General features: G+C 44.9%; 16 protein-coding genes and 1 pseudogene. 1 reads left to right on the forward strand and 16 read right to left on the reverse strand.

What is annotated here, in order from left to right; genetic code table 11:
* Positions 1–161 precede the first annotated feature (161 nt).
* From gndA to P22_RS18080, 6 genes and pseudogenes are all read right to left on the reverse strand, one after another.
* On the reverse strand, positions 162–1,568 hold the full coding sequence (gndA, locus tag P22_RS18060; RefSeq protein WP_054261633.1) for an NADP-dependent phosphogluconate dehydrogenase: 1,407 nt from the start codon (positions 1,566–1,568) through the stop codon (positions 162–164).
* 127 nt (positions 1,569–1,695) lie between these two features.
* Positions 1,696–2,727: a 2-hydroxyacid dehydrogenase gene (locus P22_RS18065; RefSeq protein WP_054261634.1), complete on the reverse strand. Its 1,032-nt coding sequence runs from the start codon at positions 2,725–2,727 to the stop codon at positions 1,696–1,698.
* A gap of 11 nt (positions 2,728–2,738) precedes the next feature.
* Positions 2,739–3,551 (reverse strand): xylulokinase, encoded by an 813-nt coding sequence (locus P22_RS21300; RefSeq protein WP_255351816.1) that lies wholly within the window; start codon positions 3,549–3,551, stop codon positions 2,739–2,741.
* Positions 3,525–4,244: pseudogene (locus P22_RS21305) on the reverse strand (L-fuculokinase); the annotation flags it as partial. The gene P22_RS21300 and the pseudogene P22_RS21305, both read right to left, overlap by 27 nt.
* A gap of 18 nt (positions 4,245–4,262) precedes the next feature.
* Positions 4,263–5,357 (reverse strand): zinc-dependent dehydrogenase, encoded by a 1,095-nt coding sequence (locus tag P22_RS18075; RefSeq protein ID WP_054261635.1) that lies wholly within the window; start codon positions 5,355–5,357, stop codon positions 4,263–4,265.
* 17 nt (positions 5,358–5,374) lie between these two features.
* Positions 5,375–6,694 (reverse strand): gluconate:H+ symporter, encoded by a 1,320-nt coding sequence (locus tag P22_RS18080; protein WP_054261636.1) that lies wholly within the window; start codon positions 6,692–6,694, stop codon positions 5,375–5,377.
* Between the two features lie 345 nt (positions 6,695–7,039).
* Between P22_RS18080 and P22_RS18085 the strand changes: the two genes are divergently transcribed.
* Positions 7,040–7,903 (forward strand): MurR/RpiR family transcriptional regulator, encoded by an 864-nt coding sequence (locus P22_RS18085; protein ID WP_054261637.1) that lies wholly within the window; start codon positions 7,040–7,042, stop codon positions 7,901–7,903.
* Between the two features lie 641 nt (positions 7,904–8,544).
* Here the strand turns inward: P22_RS18085 and P22_RS18095 are convergent.
* The 10 genes from P22_RS18095 to P22_RS18140 form a co-directional block, all read right to left on the reverse strand.
* The gene (locus tag P22_RS18095; RefSeq protein ID WP_054261639.1) at positions 8,545–9,381 is read right to left on the reverse strand and encodes a helix-turn-helix domain-containing protein; all 837 of its coding nucleotides are present in this window, start codon (positions 9,379–9,381) and stop codon (positions 8,545–8,547) included.
* A gap of 305 nt (positions 9,382–9,686) precedes the next feature.
* Positions 9,687–10,160 carry an HIT family protein gene (locus tag P22_RS18100; protein WP_054261640.1) on the reverse strand — a complete coding sequence of 158 codons (474 nt, stop codon included), beginning with the start codon at positions 10,158–10,160 and terminating at the stop codon, positions 9,687–9,689.
* Positions 10,161–10,289: 129 nt separating this feature from the next.
* Positions 10,290–10,844 (reverse strand): flavodoxin family protein, encoded by a 555-nt coding sequence (locus P22_RS18105; protein WP_054261641.1) that lies wholly within the window; start codon positions 10,842–10,844, stop codon positions 10,290–10,292.
* A gap of 22 nt (positions 10,845–10,866) precedes the next feature.
* A complete protein-coding gene (locus tag P22_RS18110; protein WP_054261642.1) occupies positions 10,867–11,502 on the reverse strand; it encodes an O-methyltransferase in 636 nt (211 codons plus the stop codon).
* Positions 11,503–11,951: 449 nt separating this feature from the next.
* A complete protein-coding gene (locus P22_RS18115; protein WP_235814713.1) occupies positions 11,952–13,502 on the reverse strand; it encodes a DHA2 family efflux MFS transporter permease subunit in 1,551 nt (516 codons plus the stop codon).
* Positions 13,499–14,551, reverse strand: a complete 1,053-nt coding sequence (locus tag P22_RS18120) for an HlyD family secretion protein (protein WP_054261644.1) — start codon at positions 14,549–14,551, stop codon at positions 13,499–13,501. The genes P22_RS18115 and P22_RS18120 overlap by 4 nt, the downstream gene beginning before the upstream one ends.
* Positions 14,552–14,714: 163 nt before the next feature.
* A complete protein-coding gene (locus P22_RS18125; RefSeq protein WP_054261645.1) occupies positions 14,715–15,158 on the reverse strand; it encodes a MarR family winged helix-turn-helix transcriptional regulator in 444 nt (147 codons plus the stop codon).
* 142 nt (positions 15,159–15,300) lie between these two features.
* A complete protein-coding gene (locus P22_RS18130) occupies positions 15,301–15,468 on the reverse strand; it encodes a hypothetical protein (protein ID WP_216598111.1) in 168 nt (55 codons plus the stop codon).
* Positions 15,469–15,507: 39 nt separating this feature from the next.
* Positions 15,508–16,299 carry an REP-associated tyrosine transposase gene (locus tag P22_RS18135; protein WP_235814714.1) on the reverse strand — a complete coding sequence of 264 codons (792 nt, stop codon included), beginning with the start codon at positions 16,297–16,299 and terminating at the stop codon, positions 15,508–15,510.
* A gap of 854 nt (positions 16,300–17,153) precedes the next feature.
* Positions 17,154–17,576, reverse strand: coding sequence for a hypothetical protein (locus tag P22_RS18140; RefSeq protein ID WP_156319050.1), 423 nt, complete (start codon positions 17,574–17,576; stop codon positions 17,154–17,156).
* Positions 17,577–17,589 lie beyond the last annotated feature (13 nt).

The raw sequence follows: 17,589 nt of genomic DNA on the forward strand, positions 1-17,589 counted from the left end.
TCTTCCAATGAGTTATATTTTATACCGTAGCAGCTATTTTTCACCTTTGGAAAGTTATATCACCTCTTCGATATCTCAACTCTAAAAGAACAGCTTTTTTATAAATCAGCAGGAAACCCTCCGTCTTTGCAAGCCATCGTTAGAGGATTTCCTGTTTCTTTTTATTCTTCCCAGTTATGATGGAAGATGCCTGCCTTATCGTTTCTTTCAAAAGTATGGGCTCCAAAATAATCCCGCTGGGCCTGCAGCAGATTAGCCGGCAACTCGGCAGCGCGATAGCTGTCAAAATACGACAGGGAACTGGTAAAGGCCGGCACAGGGATTCCTGCTTGAATGGCGGCGACGACCACCTCCCGCCAGTCTGTCTGATACACCTCGATGCTGGCCCGGAAATATTCATCCAGGAACAGGCTGGGCAAGTCCTGCTTTTTATCATAGGCATCCTTGATTTTATTTAAAAACTGTGCCCGGATAATACAGCCACCGCGAAAGATCATCGCGATACTGCCCAAATCAAGATTCCAGCCATACTGCCGGGAAGCACCTGCCATCAGGCTGAACCCCTGGGCATAGGCGCCGATTTTGCTGACGTATAGCGCCCGGCGGATGGACTCGGCAAATGACGTCGGCCTGAGATGTGGTTGTCCTTCCGGTCCCGCCAAACGCTTACTGGCTTCCACCCGTTCCTCTTTCATTGCCGAAAGATACCGTTCAAATACAGCCGTTGTAATCGACGGAATCGGTGCCCCTAGGTCCAGCGCAACCTGGCTGGTCCATTTGCCGGTACCTTTCTGTCCGGCTTTATCTAAGATAATATCCACCATGTATTGTCCTGTTTCCGGGTCGGTTTTACCTAAAATATCGGCGGTAATTTCGATCAAATAACTGCTTAGCTCTCCCTGATTCCACTCGGTAAAAATATCTTTAATTTCCCTTGGCTGCAGTCCCAGCAGTTTTTTTAGTAACAAGTATGCTTCGCAAATGAGCTGCATGTCGGCATACTCAATCCCGTTATGCACCATTTTGACAAAATGGCCCGCCCCGTCATTGCCAATATAGGTGCAGCAGGAATCACTTCCTACTTTAGCCGCTATATCCTCAAAAATATGTTGTACCAGCCTATACGCCGCCGGGTCACCGCCAGGCATAATAGCCGGCCCTTTTAAAGCCCCTTCTTCACCGCCGGAAACTCCGGAACCGATAAAATAAATTCCTTTGGCAGCAAGCTCCTGAGATCGGCGAATGGTATCTTGATAAAAGGAATTACCTCCATCAATCAAAATGTCCCCCTGCTCTAAATAGGGCAATAGCTGTTCAATAGTAGCATCCACCGGACTGCCAGCCTTTACCATCATCAGTATTTTTCGCGGCCGCTCCAGCGAAGCGGCCAGTTCCTGAATTGAATACGCTCCGGTCAGGTTTTTTCCGGCTGCTTCGGCAAGTAGTTGCTTCGTTTTATCGTCCGAACGATTATAAACAGCAACAGCATATCCGTGATTTGCCATATTGAGCGCTAGATTTTTCCCCATTACGGCAAGACCGATAACCCCGATCTGACTCTTACTCATGTTGATTCCCCCTTATTTCCATTCTCTTTGGATATTAGCAAATTCCTCGAATTGGCCTTCCAGTTTACGGTATATTCGCTCATAGACGTCAAACAACACTCCAGATTTCTGCAATACTCATTGGGGCTTATTTTACAAACCAAGCCGAATTTTCGGAGTGAACTACTACTTTTTTCAATTCTTCCAGTAACAGATACGGCGTCATGCGGAACGTATCATTGGTTGCCCCTGCCAAATGGGGGGTAATCGTTACATTATCCATCGTCAGCAGCGGATGATTTTCGGCAATCGGCTCTGTCCAGAACACATCCAGTCCGGCACCGCCAATTTGTCCTGTTTGCAGTGCCGCAACAAGCGCCTGTTCATCAACCAATCCGGCTCTTGCCGTATTAATAAGATAGGCCGTGGGCTTCATGAGTGCAAATTCCGCTTTGCCGATGAGGCCTGCCGTTTCCTGGCTCAGACGGGCATGGATGCTGATAAAGTCGGACTGTCTGCATAATTCTTCAAGTGAAACCTTTTCGACATGGTATTCCTGCAATAGCTCTTCTTTAACAAAAGGATCATAGGCAATCAATCGCATTGCAAAAGACGACAATTTTTTTGCTACCAGCTTTCCAATATAGCCGAATCCGACCAAACCAACGGTTTTCCCCTTCATATCCCCCATAAAGCCGGAATTGGGATATTTTTTCCTCCATTCGCCCTGTTTTAAAGCGGCATGTCCCCGAGTCAGATTTCTTAACTCCGCTAGCATCAACGCAACGGTAAAATCGGAAACTGCTTCGGCATTTCTGCCCATCGTCCTCATGACTTGAATGCCTTTTTCCTTAGCTGCCGCGACATCAATATTTTCCACACCTGCCCGGCACACCCCAATGTACGATGCCTTGCTTCTGCGGATCAACACGCCGTTTAAGGGCGTATGATGGGTAATCACCACATCCGCATCTTGAATGGCCCGCGTTAGCTCTACCGGCGGCTTACCGGCATCGGGTCCGAACTTTTCCACCTGACTCCGCAAATACCAGAATTCTTCATCATTGGCCGGTTTCCAATCAACGCCGTGTATTTGGGCATCACTGCCAAAGGTGTCACGTACGGCCTGGCCTAACGTTTCTGATGAAAGCATGGGATCGCCCACTACTAAAAATTTCATTGTTTTTCCTCCTACTGTTTATACAGTTCAATCGTATGGTTCAAATCTTTTACACAAAGATACAGCTGTTTATAAACACCTTCATATATACGCCGGTATTGCCGGTGATTTTCCATGTCAGGTTCATATACGACTTCCTTGCGGTCAATTTGCTGCACCATATCCGCCGAATCTTTATACACGCCGGCTCCCAGTCCTGCCAGCATGGCCGCTCCCAAAGTGACCACTTCCGGAATATCCTGGCAAATGACTGTTTTTCCTAAAATATCCGCTTTCATTTGCATCCAGAACGGCGACTTTGTCGCGCCGCCCACGACATGGACGGACTTTATGAGCTGTCCGGTAATCCGTTCCATTTCCTCCATAATACCGACCGATTCAAAACACAGTCCTTCCAAAACGGCCCGGCTCAGGCAAGCTCTGGAATGAGCCGTTGTCAATCCGAAGAAGGCTCCCTTCGACAGGGGGTCTGCCCCCGGCGCATATTTCCCCCGGAAATGGGGCAGCATGAACACCCCTGCCGAGCCGAGCGGAGCGGTTTGAGCCTCCTCGGTAATAGCGCCATAGCTTTCTTGGGCAATTTGCTTGCAAAACCATTCCAGCACACAGCCGGCTGAAATAACCTGGCCGGCAACATAATATTTATCGTCAACAACATAATTTACACAGGTAAGATTGCTGCCGATATATTGCGGCTGGGTAATCGGCTCATCGACAACCATCAGGATCTGCTCACTGGTGCCGATGGCACAAAGCACATGACCGGCCTCCACCGTACCGCTGGCCAAGGCGCCGCACACATAATCCAGGCCGCCGGTAAACACCGGAGTTCCCGCCGGAATTCCCGAAAGCTTTGCCGCCACCGGAGTCACCCGGCCGACAAGGCTGCCTGAGGCCTTAAGCTCCGAGCAAATATCCGGCAGAATATCCGCATGGGATAAAATATCCCGATTCCAGCAGCGGTTCCGTAAATCGACCGCCATCGTCCGGCAAGCCACTGAGTAATCGACAACGGCGTTGCCGGTTAAGCAGAAACCGATATAATCCTGCATAGAAACCCAATGCCTGACTCTTTTAAAATCTTCCGGCATTTTATCTCTGATCCATTGCACCTTGGTAATTCCCGCCATAGGGTTTGGCACAAACCCGCTGATTTCATAGACCCGTTCGCTGCCGAAAGTATCTTTCCACCATTGGGCCTTTTCCTAAGTCCGGGTAACGAACCAGGCGATGGAGCGGTGTATCCAGCGCCCATTTTCATCCAGTAGCACCCCGGCGGCGCCCATGCTGGCAACGGCAATCCCGGCAATCGGTGCACCATCCATTTCGGCAAGTACTTCGCACAAGGCCTCCTGCACAGCCTGCCAGATCTGGTCAGGATCAAATTCCGCCTTACCAGGCTCTACATGGTGAGTCACTGTCGGACGGGAGGCAATCATCTGCAAACTTCCATCAGCCCGGTAGGCTGCCGCTTTACAATTCGTTGTCCCTACATCAATACCGATTAAATAGGTCACTGGCTTTTCTCTCCTTAGCTAGCGTTGCACCTTTACATCCGGAAATTGCGCAAATTCCGCTTCCAATTCATCCAGACACGGGCTTACTGCCACCCGCATGGCACTGCGGTCGTCAATGCAATCCATTCCGGTACGGATTTTTTCTAGCGATACAACATGAGTCAATAATTTTTTTGCAGAGACCTTGCCGCTACGAATCATTTCCAATGCCAGGGCATTATGGCGCGGCGCTGAAGAGAACGTTCCATAAATAGTGATCTGGCGGTAATGAATATAATTGGCATCCAATTCAATGGTCGGGTTGCTTTTCGGCAGACCGGCAAACAGGCAAACCTTACCCATTTTTCTTGCCAGCGAAATGCCAAGTTGCTGCGCCTCAGCCGTCCCGGCCGTAACAATCACCACATTGGTGCCAATCCCACCGGTCAGATCCATCACTGCCTGGAGTCCGTCGGTCTTACTCAAATCAATGTAAGCATCAAAGCCAAATGCCTTCGCCGCCTCCAGCCTTTTGGCGCTGCGGTTGATCAGGAATACCCTGCCTGCTCCCCGTGACCGAGCCACCTCGGCATGCATGCAGCCGATGGGACCGGCTCCGATCACAGTCACGGTGTCGCCTAACCCAATATTCATAGCCTCCTGACCATTCAATACACAAGCCAGCGGTTCCGCTAAAGAAGCCTCCAAATATGTTAGCTCCTCCGGAATACGGTTGATATTATTAGCCCGCACGGCACCGGCCGGAATCAGCATATATTCGGCAAAACCGCCATTATAATGATGGGCAATCGTTTTTCGGGAATAGCACATATTCTGCCACCCGGAGGAACAATAGCTACAGGCAGCACAGCCAATTCCCGGAGCCACGATAACCCGTTCACCCACCCGGAAACCGGTTACATCCGCTGCCACTTCAACAATTTCGCCGGCCGTTTCGTGGCCCAGCACAATAGGCGGCTTAATGGCAGCATGTCCGTGACGGAAAGTACTCAGATCTCCGCCACAAATCGCACAAGCTTTTACCTTCAGTAAAATGGTGCCCGGCTGTACAACCGGTTTTTCCATTTCCTCTATATCCATTTCCTCTATCCCTTTATAAACTGCCGCTTTCATATCCTTCCTCCTAAATATTAATGAATAAACATATCAATAATCAAAACCCCGATCAGTCCCATGCAGGCAATAATAGTTTCCATAATGCTCCAACTGCGCAGGGTTTCCTTTACGGACAAATTGAAAAATTCTTTAAACATCCAGAACCCGGGATCATTGGGAGGACCTGCGTTCAAACTGCCGGCGCCGCACGCCAGTACCATGAGTTCGGGACTTGTGCCGGTGGCTGCAACAACAGGAGCCATAATCCCGCCTGCCGTAAGCCCGGCTACCGTAGCAGAACCAACTGCAATCCGCAGGATCGAAGCAATCAGCCAGCCTAAGAGAAGCGGCGACATGTTGACGCCTTCCATTAAATGAACGATATACTGGCTTACACCACTGTCAATTAAAATCTGTTTAAAAGCGCCGCCGCCGCCGACAACCAATAAAATCATGGCAATAGCCAAAACCGACTCCTGAATGACATCCATAACTTCTTTCATGCTCTTGCCACGATTCAAGCCAAAAGTAAAAATACCAATAAATACGGCAATTAATAATGCCATATCCGCATTGCCCACAAAATCAAAGAAAACAGCCAGCGGGTCATCTTTAGGCATAGTCAGCTTCGTAATGGAGGCTGCCGCCATCAAAAAGACCGGCACCAGGGCAGTAAATACGCTAATTGCAAAACCTGGCATTTCTTCGTCGGAAAACTGCTTGGAACTATACAAACCTTCCGGCATCTTGGGCTTCAAGTCTTTAATCGTGTTATAAAACCACGGACCGGCTACCAGTACGGTAGGAACGGCAATAATAATACCGTAGATTAAGGTCAGGCCAATATCTGCGTGCAGCAGTACACTTAGTGCGGTCGGGCCTGGATGGGGCGGCAGGAAACCATGGGTAACCGAAAGGGCCGCAACCATCGGCAGTCCCACTTCCAGCAAAGAAACCTGGGCGGCTGCAGCAACCGTAAATACTAATGGTATTAACAGAACAAAACCGACTTCATAAAACAGAACAATGCCAACAATAAATCCGGTCAGACAAAGTGCCCATTTGATATGTTTCCGGCCGAATTTTTCAATTAACGTCATGGCAATGCGCTGCGCTCCGCCACTGTCTGCCATCAGTTTTCCCAGCATAGCACCAAAACTGATAACCAGGGCCAAATGCCCCAGCGTCCCGCCAACACCATTTTCAATCGAACCGACAACCTTCATGATCGGCATCCCCTCAGCAATGCCTACCCCTAAACAAACTAACACCAAGGACAAATAACTATTGAGCCTGACACCGACAATCAAAACGAATAACGCAATAATGCCCAAAGCTAAAATGATTAATGGCATCTTTCAGACCTCCTGCATGTTATTTTTTTGTTTCCGGCCCCATTAAGCAATTGTCTTTCTTTCTCACCGCCATTTCCTGTATTTTTGCTTGTATTTGGCTAGCCAAGCTATATAATCAACTAAATAGTTGATTCATCCTAATCATGTGATAATTCTGATTGATTTCTATCAAAATAAGTTTAAATATTTAAAATAATTTTCACAATGTCATTATATATGCCACCATCCCTATTTGCAATATATTTTCAAAAATATATTATTTTTTGAAAATATATTTCGTTTTTTTGTATTAGTGTTTCTTCATTGAATAAATTTGTTATAATACAGATAGTTAGGAGGATTACTATGTCAGAAACTACTTCATCGCCGGCACCCTGTCTGCCCGTTCTTCGCAGTATGTATACCGAATTAACCAAAGCCGAACAAAAAATAGCTGATTTTATCTTTGAGCATTCATCTGATGTAATATACATGACCATTTCCGAACTGGCTGAAGCAGCCTCAAGCGCCGAGGCCACGATTTTCCGCTTGTCGAAAAAGCTGGGCTTCGCCGGTTTTCAAGGTTTAAAAATTGCCCTTGCCGTTGACCTGTTCTCTCCCTTAGAATCGGTTGAACGCGAAGTGGACCCCCATGATTCGGTGGAAAGCTTCCCGCAAAAAATCTTTCACAACATTACCGAAGGCCTGCAGGACACTTTAAAAATCCTGGATCACAAGGAGCTGGAAAAAGCCATCGATGCGCTAAGTGCCACCAAGCATTTATCGGTATATGGGTCCGGTGGTTCAGCCATTATTGCCGCAGATATTGAACACCGCTTTATGCGTTTTGGCTTTGCCGTACGCGCCTATGCAGACCCTCACTTGCAATTAACTTCAGCCACACTGCTGAAACCAGGAGATGTCGTCATTGCCATCTCCCACTCCGGAGCCAATATCGATGTGCTAAACTCTGTTGATCTGGCGAAAAAATCCTCGGCAACGATTATTGCCATAACCAGCTACATGAAATCACCGCTGAGCCTGGCTGCCGATATTTCACTGCACGGAATGGCCAGGGAGATCCGGTACCGTTCCGAAGCCATGGCTTCCCGCCTCATTCATTTGGCTATTGTTGATCTATTGTATACAGGTATTATGTTAAAAAATCCGAACCAGCTAATAGAAAATATGAACAAAGTCCGCCTTGCCATATCCAGTCGCCGGCTATAGGGATATCAATCAGCTAAACAAAGTGGTTTTATTTTTCGAACTTATCCTGCCCGTCAACCGGTTTCCGATTCAGAATAAAACAAGGGCCCAATCCTTAAAACTAAGGATTGGGCCTTTGTTTTATTCACTATTCAACGTCAGATTGAACGCTTTGGCCCCGTCCGTTTTTTTTGCCTGGGGCAAAGTCTGATCAACCCGTTTAACAATAAGCTGCTGTCGGGACAGTCCATCAAAAAAATCCCCCGAAATGGATAATAAGCCGATTCGGGGGATTGCTATTTTAGTACAATTTTGTCGATATTGTAACATGGCTGTAACAATTACCTTTTAAAATAACGGCTGAGCAAGCAAAGGCTGTAGATGACGCTCTTAAACCGCCTGCACCGCCCAAAGGCTGCCCTAAAAGATTTGACGGTCCGAGAGACTTCTAAACATACAAAGCCTCGGAATCAGCGTAACAGCTGGCTCTGAGGCTTTGTATTGCCCCCTCGAGAACTGCACACAGAAAAAGTGCATAAAGGAGAGGCTGGAAATTAAAATGGATTAAGAACCTGGAAAATCGTCGTTGGACAGCCAGAAGAAAAGCAGGCTTTAGTGTTGACCTTATACGGTGAACAACTACTGCAGCAATTTCAAGATTTCTAAGCTTCTATTTTCCTGGCAATGACGCAATTCACTGCATGGCGGTGTGGTATCCCCGCTGAATTGCAGTCGATAATTTTCTCCTCGCATCGCAAAATTTCCCAGTCATGATAATACCTGGCCAGTTCACCCGACTGATAGAACCATTCGTTTTTCTCCCAATCCGGTGCCAGCTTAACGAATGGTTTTTCAATAAAAATAAGATGAGCGTTCAAGCCGCCGATCTTTGTCCGCTGTTTGTATTTGTCAAAATGCTTCTGTCTTTGCTCCAACGGTAAGAATTGGAGCGAGCCGTGAGAGTAAATCACATCATAATCTTCATACAGCCCGTATCCAATCATATCGGCATGGAGAATATTAACCGCATAACCCGCCAACTGACTATATTGTTTAATTTTTTCTGCACCTGGAGTAGAAATCTCCAATGCATCCACCTGAAAACCGCATTTGGCAAAGTAGATGGCATCCCGGCCTTCGCCGCTGCCAATGTCTAATAAACGTTTATTCGCTGTATCGCCCTGTAGAATATCTACAATTTGTTCGGCAAGCTCTGAAGGCTGTATTCCCCAGTAGAATGTTTCTTTCTGATATTCTCCATCATACGGCCCTGCTTTGCCCACAGAACTTTCTCCTGTCAGCAGGTAATCAATGGATACGTTGAGCAGTTTGGACAACAGCGGCAGCAGCAGGGTATCCGGCAGTGCATTGCCTTGCTCCCACTTGGAAACGGCTTGTGGTGTAACATTCAACAGGGAGCTAATTTTCTCTTGCGTATAGCCTTTTTCTTTTCTCAACGAAGCAATTCGCCGCCCAAATTCTTTATAGTTATTGTACATGGTATCTTCCTTTTTGAGATGTTCAGTACTGACAATCTCATTGTAAGCTAACCATGCTTCTAAGTCCAGCGAACCATAGTTGCGAGTATCCGAAGAATGCTCAACTGGCAGTTGTTTTTTAGCGAAACCGGATTATGGGAATGAACTGTATAAATCATCAAGTTTCCCAGTCATTTTAGCCATTCGCGGCGTTCAACAATGTAAAGTAAATGACGCATTGATTTTCCTTGATACTGTTTTGTAAATTCGCCTGCCACTTTCATACCCAATTTTTCCGCCACTTTTCATGAGCGCAGATTGGCACCTCATTGCATGCATTGTAATTGACTTTTTATAAAAGCGATCATTTTATTGATTTCAGGAATTGTTTCTAGTTCACTGGTCTTATTTCTATTCCTGTAATAACTGAATAACTTAGCTCCATCCAATTTTTCCGCTGAGAATAAAGCAACATTCGATTTATCTATCATCCAACGATAGCGAGGGAAAATATGAAAGTGGAAATGACTTGTTTCCTCTCCCAAGTTTAATATATACACCTTTTCAACATCTGGCAGCTTATGAAGAATACTCACCATGATTTTTATCCCCTTTGCCATTGCCATCAACTCTGCATCGGTTAACTCTTGATACCCGGTGACATGCCTTATCGGCGAAATGACTAGATACCCTGGTACATTGACATCAATACAATGATGTATGATGATCCTGTCATCCTTGTAAAGCAGCCCTCCAGGCAGGGTCTTTTTTCCTTCTATAACGCTGCAAGTTATGCACATAACCATAACTCCTTGTTAAATATATCTTTCATTTTTGTACTTTACCATATAAATATACAAAACTCCTGCTAAATCCATATGGACCAGCAGGAGTTCTCTGTATTTGCAAAACTTCATTAGTACATTAAACTAACTTAATTTCTTACCCATTTCTTCAGCTTCTTCTAGAATCTTAGACCGCCGTATAATGTCATCTTTTTCTTGTAAGTTACCGACAACAATATTTCCGGCATTTTCCATACCAAAGTAACCGAAAAATTGATTGAAATATTCCGTCACATTGCTGAATGCTGCCGCCGGCGCGCCGCTGCATGTCACTGTTATATATTTTTTCCCCGGCAAGTGCTTGGCAGTTAGATCCGGCTTTAAAAACGGCCGTAATCTGTCAAGGAAATTTTTTGTTGCTCCGCTAACTTGCAGCATATATATCGGCGTTCCCACAATAAGGTAGTCCGCTTTTGCTATTTGCGGCAAAAGGTTTGTTAACTTGTCATCAATTAAACAAAAATCAACCTTCTCTAATTGACATGCATCGCATGCGTTACATCCCATATTATCCATTTCCGATAGATTGTAAATTTCAACCTCATGACCGCTTTCTTTCGCGCCTTTACAAATAGCATTTACTATTTTTGCGGTATTTCCATTCTTTCTGGGACTACCGATAAATGCCATTATTTTCATGTTAATTCCCCCTACTTTTTTCCTACTCTCTTTTTACCGCTACCGTAAAACCATCGCCGATCGGCAATAGCGTGCTTTCAAGCAGCGGGCAGTCGGCTACTTTTTTATTAAATTCAGCTAAGGCTTCTCTCATTTTTACCCATTTAAAAACCGGAAACAGTGTAACCGGAAAAAGCGTATCCTCAGCCACCAGCAGTCCAGCTGGTTTAAGCAATCTGACACAGTCATCAAACAGCGCAGCATACAGGTTCTTATCGCCGACATCCTGAAAGATTAGATCATACTCTTCGGTCAATATCGGGATAATTTCGCGCGCGTCGCCGATTCTGACCTCTATCTGGCCTGCTACCTTCTCGCGTTCAAAATTCTTGATGGCTTGTTTGGCCACTTTCGCATCAAATTCAATTGTAGTTATTTTACCACCATAAGACTTCACCGCTTTGGCCATGGAAACAGTTGAAAAACCCACGCTTGTTCCGATCTCCAGAATTCTTCGCGGCCTGACCAAGGTGATTAACACTTGCAGCATTCTAGCCACATCATCATCGATAACCGGTCCAAAATCTTTTAATTCCGTAGTCTCGATATACTGTTTCTGAGTTAACTTTCTTTTTTCATATAAGCTTTCGATGTAGGCGCTAGCCTTTTTAAAGTCCAAATTTCTGTTCCTCCTCAGGTTGCAAATATTGGCGGTGGCATCTGTCTACTGGATTTCGGCCAAACCCATAAAAGTCCACATCTTATTCACTTCCTTTAAAAAAGTTCTAGAATGCTGACTAGATGTACTAGGTATGATGAAAGCTACAAACCAACGTTTATGATAATCATTGTTTTGCTCTAGGGTATGGTTTAACACGTTGAGCTATTTTTGCTGCTCAGTGCAACATATGCGGCCGCTATATGTTTGCAGCAGCGATTGTGTGAACAGGTACATTTACAATGCCTCCAGAGAATTGCACCGCTGTCATCCAGTTTTAGAGTAACGGTATAATTTTCTTCAATAGCAATCATTGCCTGATAGGTTGTTGCCTCATTTTTGTTAATTGATTTACTGCACCGTTCCAATAGTAGTCAAAGCCTTGCACAATGAGCTTATCGTGCATGTGATTAGGTATCCTCCTGTTTATTTAGGTTTTTACTAGGCAAGAAAAGAGCAGTGATACTCAATACAAATAGAATGGCAGCGACAATATTAAATGTGTCCCGATACGCAAGTATGCTGGCTTGATGCAGGAGTTCTTGATATATTTGCCCCATGGCTTTAGAGGATGTTTCTGCTGCCGGTATCCCTAAATTTTGTATGGTCTGTATATATGTTGAAAGTGAAGTACTATAGCCAGGAGCGGCGGTTGTCAAGTGTTGCACCAGATTCGATTGCTCCAGTTGTCGATTATATATAAGGGTACTTGTAGCTAATGAAATGCCGATACTGCCACCTAAATTCCGCAGTAGGGACACGATGGCCGACGCGTTGCTGCTCTTTTCCCTGGGAATTTTTGAAAAGGCTAAGGTAGTTGCCGGGACAAACAGGAAAGGTAGGCCTGCCGTCTGAAAACACCGGGCGATAGCAAAGGTAGTATAATCGGTTTGCGGTGTGATTAAGCTCGTTAGCCACATGCCAATGGCATTAATAAACAGGCCTAAAGAAATGAGATAGCGGGTTTCAATCCAATTTACCATTTTCCCTACAAATGGCATCATAAATAGCGGAAATATAGCGCTGGGCGAAAGAACAAGTCCCGATAAAGTCGCATTATAACCAAAATTCTCTTGTACCATCATCGGCAGTAATGCGGTAGCGCTCCACAGGGTAAAGCCAACAAAGAAAAGTATAATGCCAGGCAGACTAAAACTGGGGATTGCCAGCAGCTTCAGGTCGACGATCGGCTCTTTTTGATGTAAGAGCCAATAAATCGCCAGGAGAAGGCTTATAAAGGAGATACAGAATAAACTTATAATAAAAGTACTAGCAAACCAATCTTCTTGCTGGCCTTTATCCAGCACAATTTGTAAAGCGCCTAAGCCTATAGCAATGAGTCCTAGTCCAATATAATCTATAGTGCTTTTCATTTTTTTCGTGTTTTCAGGTTCTTGAACAAGTACCTCGACTAAAAATAGCGTTACTATGCCGATGGGCACGTTAATTAAAAAAATCCAACGCCAGCTGTAATTGTCCGTTATAAACCCGCCCAGTGCCGGTCCTATGATCGGCGCCAGAACCATGGATAATCCGGTAATGCCGAAGGCTATTCCTAGCTTTTCCGGCGGAAAACTGTCTCTGATAATGGCTTGCTGAACAGGCTGCAAGCCTCCGCCCGCAACACCCTGTAACAGGCGGAACAGGACCAGCATGGGCAACGATGTGGAAATGCCGCACATGAATGAAGTAAAAACAAAACCGCCGATACAGAGCATAAAAAAGTTTTTCCGTCCCATAACGCCTGATAACCAGCCGGAAATCGGCATGACGATGGCATTCGAGATAATATATGCGGTCAAAACCCACGTGCTTTCTTCTGATCCGGCCCCGAGTGAACCGGCTATATGCGAAAGGGCAACATTGGCAATCGTTGTGTCAAGCAGTTCAATAAAAGCGGCTAAGCTGACAACAATGGATACTAAGTAGGGATTCATTTTTACAGAAGAGGCTGCCATCATTTTGCGTCCATACTTTCTGTATGCACAGTGGGAACTACGGACATACCCAGTCCCAGATGGAGCTGAGTATCCGGCGGAGTATCAAACAAAATTTTTACAGGTACACGCTGTACTATTTTTATAAAGTTGCCGGTGGCATTTTCTGCGGGAAAGAGTGAAAAACGGGAGCCTGTGCCGGACTGAAAGCTATCTATCTTGCCATGTAAAACTACCTTCGGATAAGCATCTATGCGGATATCCACCGGTTGACCGGGTTTCATGCGTTCTAACTGAGTTTCTTTAAAATTGGCTACCACCCACATGTCGGTGCCAACGAGTGAGGCCAGTTGCTGGCCGGTCTGTACATAGTTGCCTGCTTCAATATTGCATTTAATAATCCGACCATCCATAGGCGCAATGATTTTGGTGTTTAATAAATCGCTTTCCGCTTGAGCAAGATCGGCCTCGGCCTGATGAGCCTGGGCCTGTAATTGTTCAATGGTATTTTGGGAAGCTGCGATAACAGTGGGAGCGGTAGAGGCCGATCTGAGGTCGGCTCTTAGCTTTTCTAATGCTGCGCGATCGGCTCTTTCGGTAGCGATCGCCTGATCACGCTGCTGCTGTGAACAGGCGCCGGATGCAAACAAGCTTTCCATGCGGCGTCTGTCGCCTGCTGATTTTTCCCAAATTGCCGTTGCCGAAGCAGCCTGCGCTGCAACAGCAGCTTCATTGGCCGGGGCAGAAACTGCGGTTGTTGCACTATTATGAACAGCTGTGGAGAGTGCCGCTTTAGCGGCAGCCAGGGCTGCCTTGGCACGGTCACGGCGTATCTGATAGTCGGTAGGGTCGATTTCCAGTAACACCTCGCCAGCCTTGACAAATTGATTATCTTGAATATATAAATTTTTTACATATCCTTGTACTTTCGGACTCACTATCGCAGCACGCCCGTCAATAGTTGCACTGTCGGTAGATATGTCCTGGCGGTGAAAATAGTAGTAAGAGCTGGCCCCTAAGACGATAATTAAGGCAGCCAAAAGTATTCTAATGCATTTAGAAGAGAATTTCATAAAGTCCTCCTTTCAAAGTGATCATCCCACGAAGAAATAATTAGTCAAGCTAATTATTAAGTAAAAAAATAAAGACTATAGTGAAACAATAGCAACTCCTCCTTTATACCGAAATAGTTAGCCAGGCTAATTAGATAAGAAAATAAAAGACGTGCATAGTTTATCAATTGATTTTTATTAGCAACTTAAGCAAACAAACGACTTCTTCCTCTGTCAATTTTTGAGTGAGATTAGCACAGGCCTGCCAGTAGTGCGGTAAAACGCAGTCGAGAAGCTGGTGACCTTTTTCGGTTATTTTGACATTAACCATTCTTTGATCTTCAAGACATATGGTTCTTGTAATCAATTTCTGTTCTTCCAGCCAAATCAACTGCTTGGTTACAGATGCCCGCCGTATGCCAAGCATATTAGCAATTTCTGAAGGCTGTAATGACTGGTCTGTGCTTGTGTTGAACAGTAGCAAGAGTAAAGTAAACTTGCTTTCGGAAATTTGATATTCTTTTAGGGCATTATTTATAGCTTCTAAAACATCATCAGATACCTGTAACAACACTTCTCCTAACTGTGCTCTTGTGTTAGGGGGAAATGTGATAGCATGCTTTTCCATAGATCATATTCCTTTTGCAATTAGTTTCCCTGGCTAACTAATAGTATAATGATGAGAAAAAAGAATGTCAATAGAGAAAATAAACGACGAACTTTAACTAAATAATTCAGGCCCGACACCGAGCGAGATTGCAATATCCTCGTTATTCCGGGAATTGTTCCGAAACCAACGATAAACCAATATCCTTCATGACAGTGTGCAGATTTTTTCTTTCATGCGCCGGTTCATTTCGCATACCGGCAACGACGTGTACGCCTTTAACATCAAATTCCAGCAACTGAAACATTTTTTTCGTATAATCAAAATACAACTGGAACAGGCCGCAAAACACAGGGACAGGGATTCTGTTTCAAGCTTTCCAAACCCGTGTTGGCGATAATCCCGTTATTCGCGCTATCTGTCGTATATTGGCACCATCAATTCCTTTCATTACTCGCAATATGTGGTCTTGTTTTTCCCTTATTTCATTACAAATTTTTATTGCATCAATGTCAAATTGATCTCTAACCATTTGTCGAAGATTGTCATCACTCACATTCACTTTGATTTCCGGAATTTCTAGGCAGACATCGCTGTTCGTTTCTCGTAAAAACTGTACAAATCGCCCAATAGCTTCATCAGGTTTGTCCGAGAACATGCTTAAGGCATATTCTTTATCAACAATCTGCATCCTCTCTATATATTCACTATAGCTACTCCATTTATAATCTGCTACATCGCTTGCGATTTTTGCCTTTATAGGGTTCTGGTGGATATATCGCAGAACCGTTAAGAAATAGCTGTCTGTTTCTATAGCCTCACTTTTAAATCTCTCTTGAAATAAATGACCGCATCGTTCATGCTTACGATTATACCAAATAACATAGCTTGAACTGACTCGTTGTATCATCATACTAATAGGCTCTTGGGTTTCTTGTAACAAGAGGTGTATATGATTATCCATTAAACAATAGGCAAGAATTCGGCATTGGCTGATTTCTTTGTATTTTGCGAGGTCTTCGATTAATTTCAGCCGATCTTCATCATCTTCAAAAATGCTTTGCCGATTAATCCCACGTAATATGATATGATATATTCCACTGCTGCTTTTTTCTCTTGGTTTTCTTGCCACATTCTTGTCGAGTAGACGCTCGATTTCCACCTCACTTTTCAATGTGTGTTGAATGTGAGAAGGCCGTCAACGCCCCTCACAGAACCCAACGTGCCCTATTAAGGCATTGGGCTCTTCATATAAACCTTACACAGCTTGCATACCGTTTCTCCCGCCTTGGACGAAATGCTCCTTGTGCGGAAAATACTCGCTTGAGAATATGCAAGGTCTCCCAGGTACGCTGTGAACAACCATCTCATGCTCGCCATGCTCTAAGACCCCGATGGAACCCGTTTGTTCTCGCCTCTGTCGACCAAACGTTATTGCCTACTGCCGAGGTGAAGGCATCGGCTTCCACTTTATATAATCTGACGGGGCTCCATAGCTTCACACTTTCGTGTTACGGCTCGCATGGTTTCTTACCTACGCTTAAACCTCGCCTCACGGCTTTGGTTCCAAGGCTGGATAACGGCGGCTGGCTACACCTTACTGTGCCGGCTTCCCACCGGCTATACTCACAACGCCGAACTGGCGCACCACCTCTGAGAAAATTATACCACCTCTCCCCACATTGAAACAATGTCCCTGTCCCCCTGTTTTTTTAGGACGGGGCCATTCATATCCTTCTTTCTCATTATACCTAGAAACTGATTGTTCGACTTTTTCTATCCCAAAATGGATAACCCTTCTGCTCTATATCTTACAAGGGACGGTGGATGCGTCTACCAATAGGACAATTCCACCGTCCCTCTGTCTTTTCTAACATTATTTGTATAAAAAAATAAACCCAGAGGGGTTTATTCATTATCCATGAGTTTATCGGGGGAACGGAGTTGTTGATAGCCTACTTCAGGTTGTCAATAATCCCATCCCCTTGGCAATTAAATTAAAACATTTATTTATCTCTATCCTCTTATTTCCAAAAAGTGATCAAGTAAAATATTAAACTCAGCTTGAGTTCCATATTTTTTCTCAACAAACGTATCTGCAAAAGCCTGTACCGCTTTACCGTATTTATCGGGAGATTTTACTCTTATAGGAAGCTGGATAATATTATCCGTATTAATCTTATTCAAAAGTGGTCCTATCTTTTTTTCAAAGACATACGCCGCTTCTCTGCCATGGGGCTCATAAGCAACATTGCCTTCAGTATCTAAAAAAATATAGTGAACCTGAACCCCAAAAACTTCACCATTTTGATCTAAAAAAATATGCATTTCCGGAATCTTCTCACAGGCTTTTTCCGGCATATGTAAATCACGATTTATCCCTATCCTCTTTACTTTACCATCAATAAAAATGTAGCGTCTCATTGTTGCAGTTGCCATTCATATACCTTTT

Source organism: Propionispora sp. 2/2-37 (assembly GCF_001298735.1).
Lineage (GTDB): Bacteria > Bacillota > Negativicutes > Propionisporales > Propionisporaceae > Propionispora.

Excerpts from the sequence above, each read along its gene's own strand:
- gndA (WP_054261633.1), bottom strand. The coding sequence starts at position 1,568 with ATGAGTAAGAGTCAGATCGGGGTTATCGGTCTTGCCGTAATGGGGAAA.
- P22_RS18065 (WP_054261634.1), bottom strand. The coding sequence starts at position 2,727 with ATGAAATTTTTAGTAGTGGGCGATCCCATGCTTTCATCAGAAACGTTA.
- P22_RS18075 (WP_054261635.1), bottom strand. The coding sequence starts at position 5,357 with ATGAAAGCGGCAGTTTATAAAGGGATAGAGGAAATGGATATAGAGGAA.
- P22_RS18080 (WP_054261636.1), bottom strand. The coding sequence starts at position 6,694 with ATGCCATTAATCATTTTAGCTTTGGGCATTATTGCGTTATTCGTTTTG.
- P22_RS18085 (WP_054261637.1), top strand. The coding sequence starts at position 7,040 with ATGTCAGAAACTACTTCATCGCCGGCACCCTGTCTGCCCGTTCTTCGC.
- P22_RS18095 (WP_054261639.1), bottom strand. The coding sequence starts at position 9,381 with ATGTACAATAACTATAAAGAATTTGGGCGGCGAATTGCTTCGTTGAGA.
- P22_RS18100 (WP_054261640.1), bottom strand. The coding sequence starts at position 10,160 with ATGTGCATAACTTGCAGCGTTATAGAAGGAAAAAAGACCCTGCCTGGA.
- P22_RS18105 (WP_054261641.1), bottom strand. The coding sequence starts at position 10,844 with ATGAAAATAATGGCATTTATCGGTAGTCCCAGAAAGAATGGAAATACC.
- P22_RS18115 (WP_235814713.1), bottom strand. The coding sequence starts at position 13,502 with ATGATGGCAGCCTCTTCTGTAAAAATGAATCCCTACTTAGTATCCATT.
- P22_RS18120 (WP_054261644.1), bottom strand. The coding sequence starts at position 14,551 with ATGAAATTCTCTTCTAAATGCATTAGAATACTTTTGGCTGCCTTAATT.
- P22_RS18125 (WP_054261645.1), bottom strand. The coding sequence starts at position 15,158 with ATGGAAAAGCATGCTATCACATTTCCCCCTAACACAAGAGCACAGTTA.
- P22_RS18140 (WP_156319050.1), bottom strand. The coding sequence starts at position 17,576 with ATGGCAACTGCAACAATGAGACGCTACATTTTTATTGATGGTAAAGTA.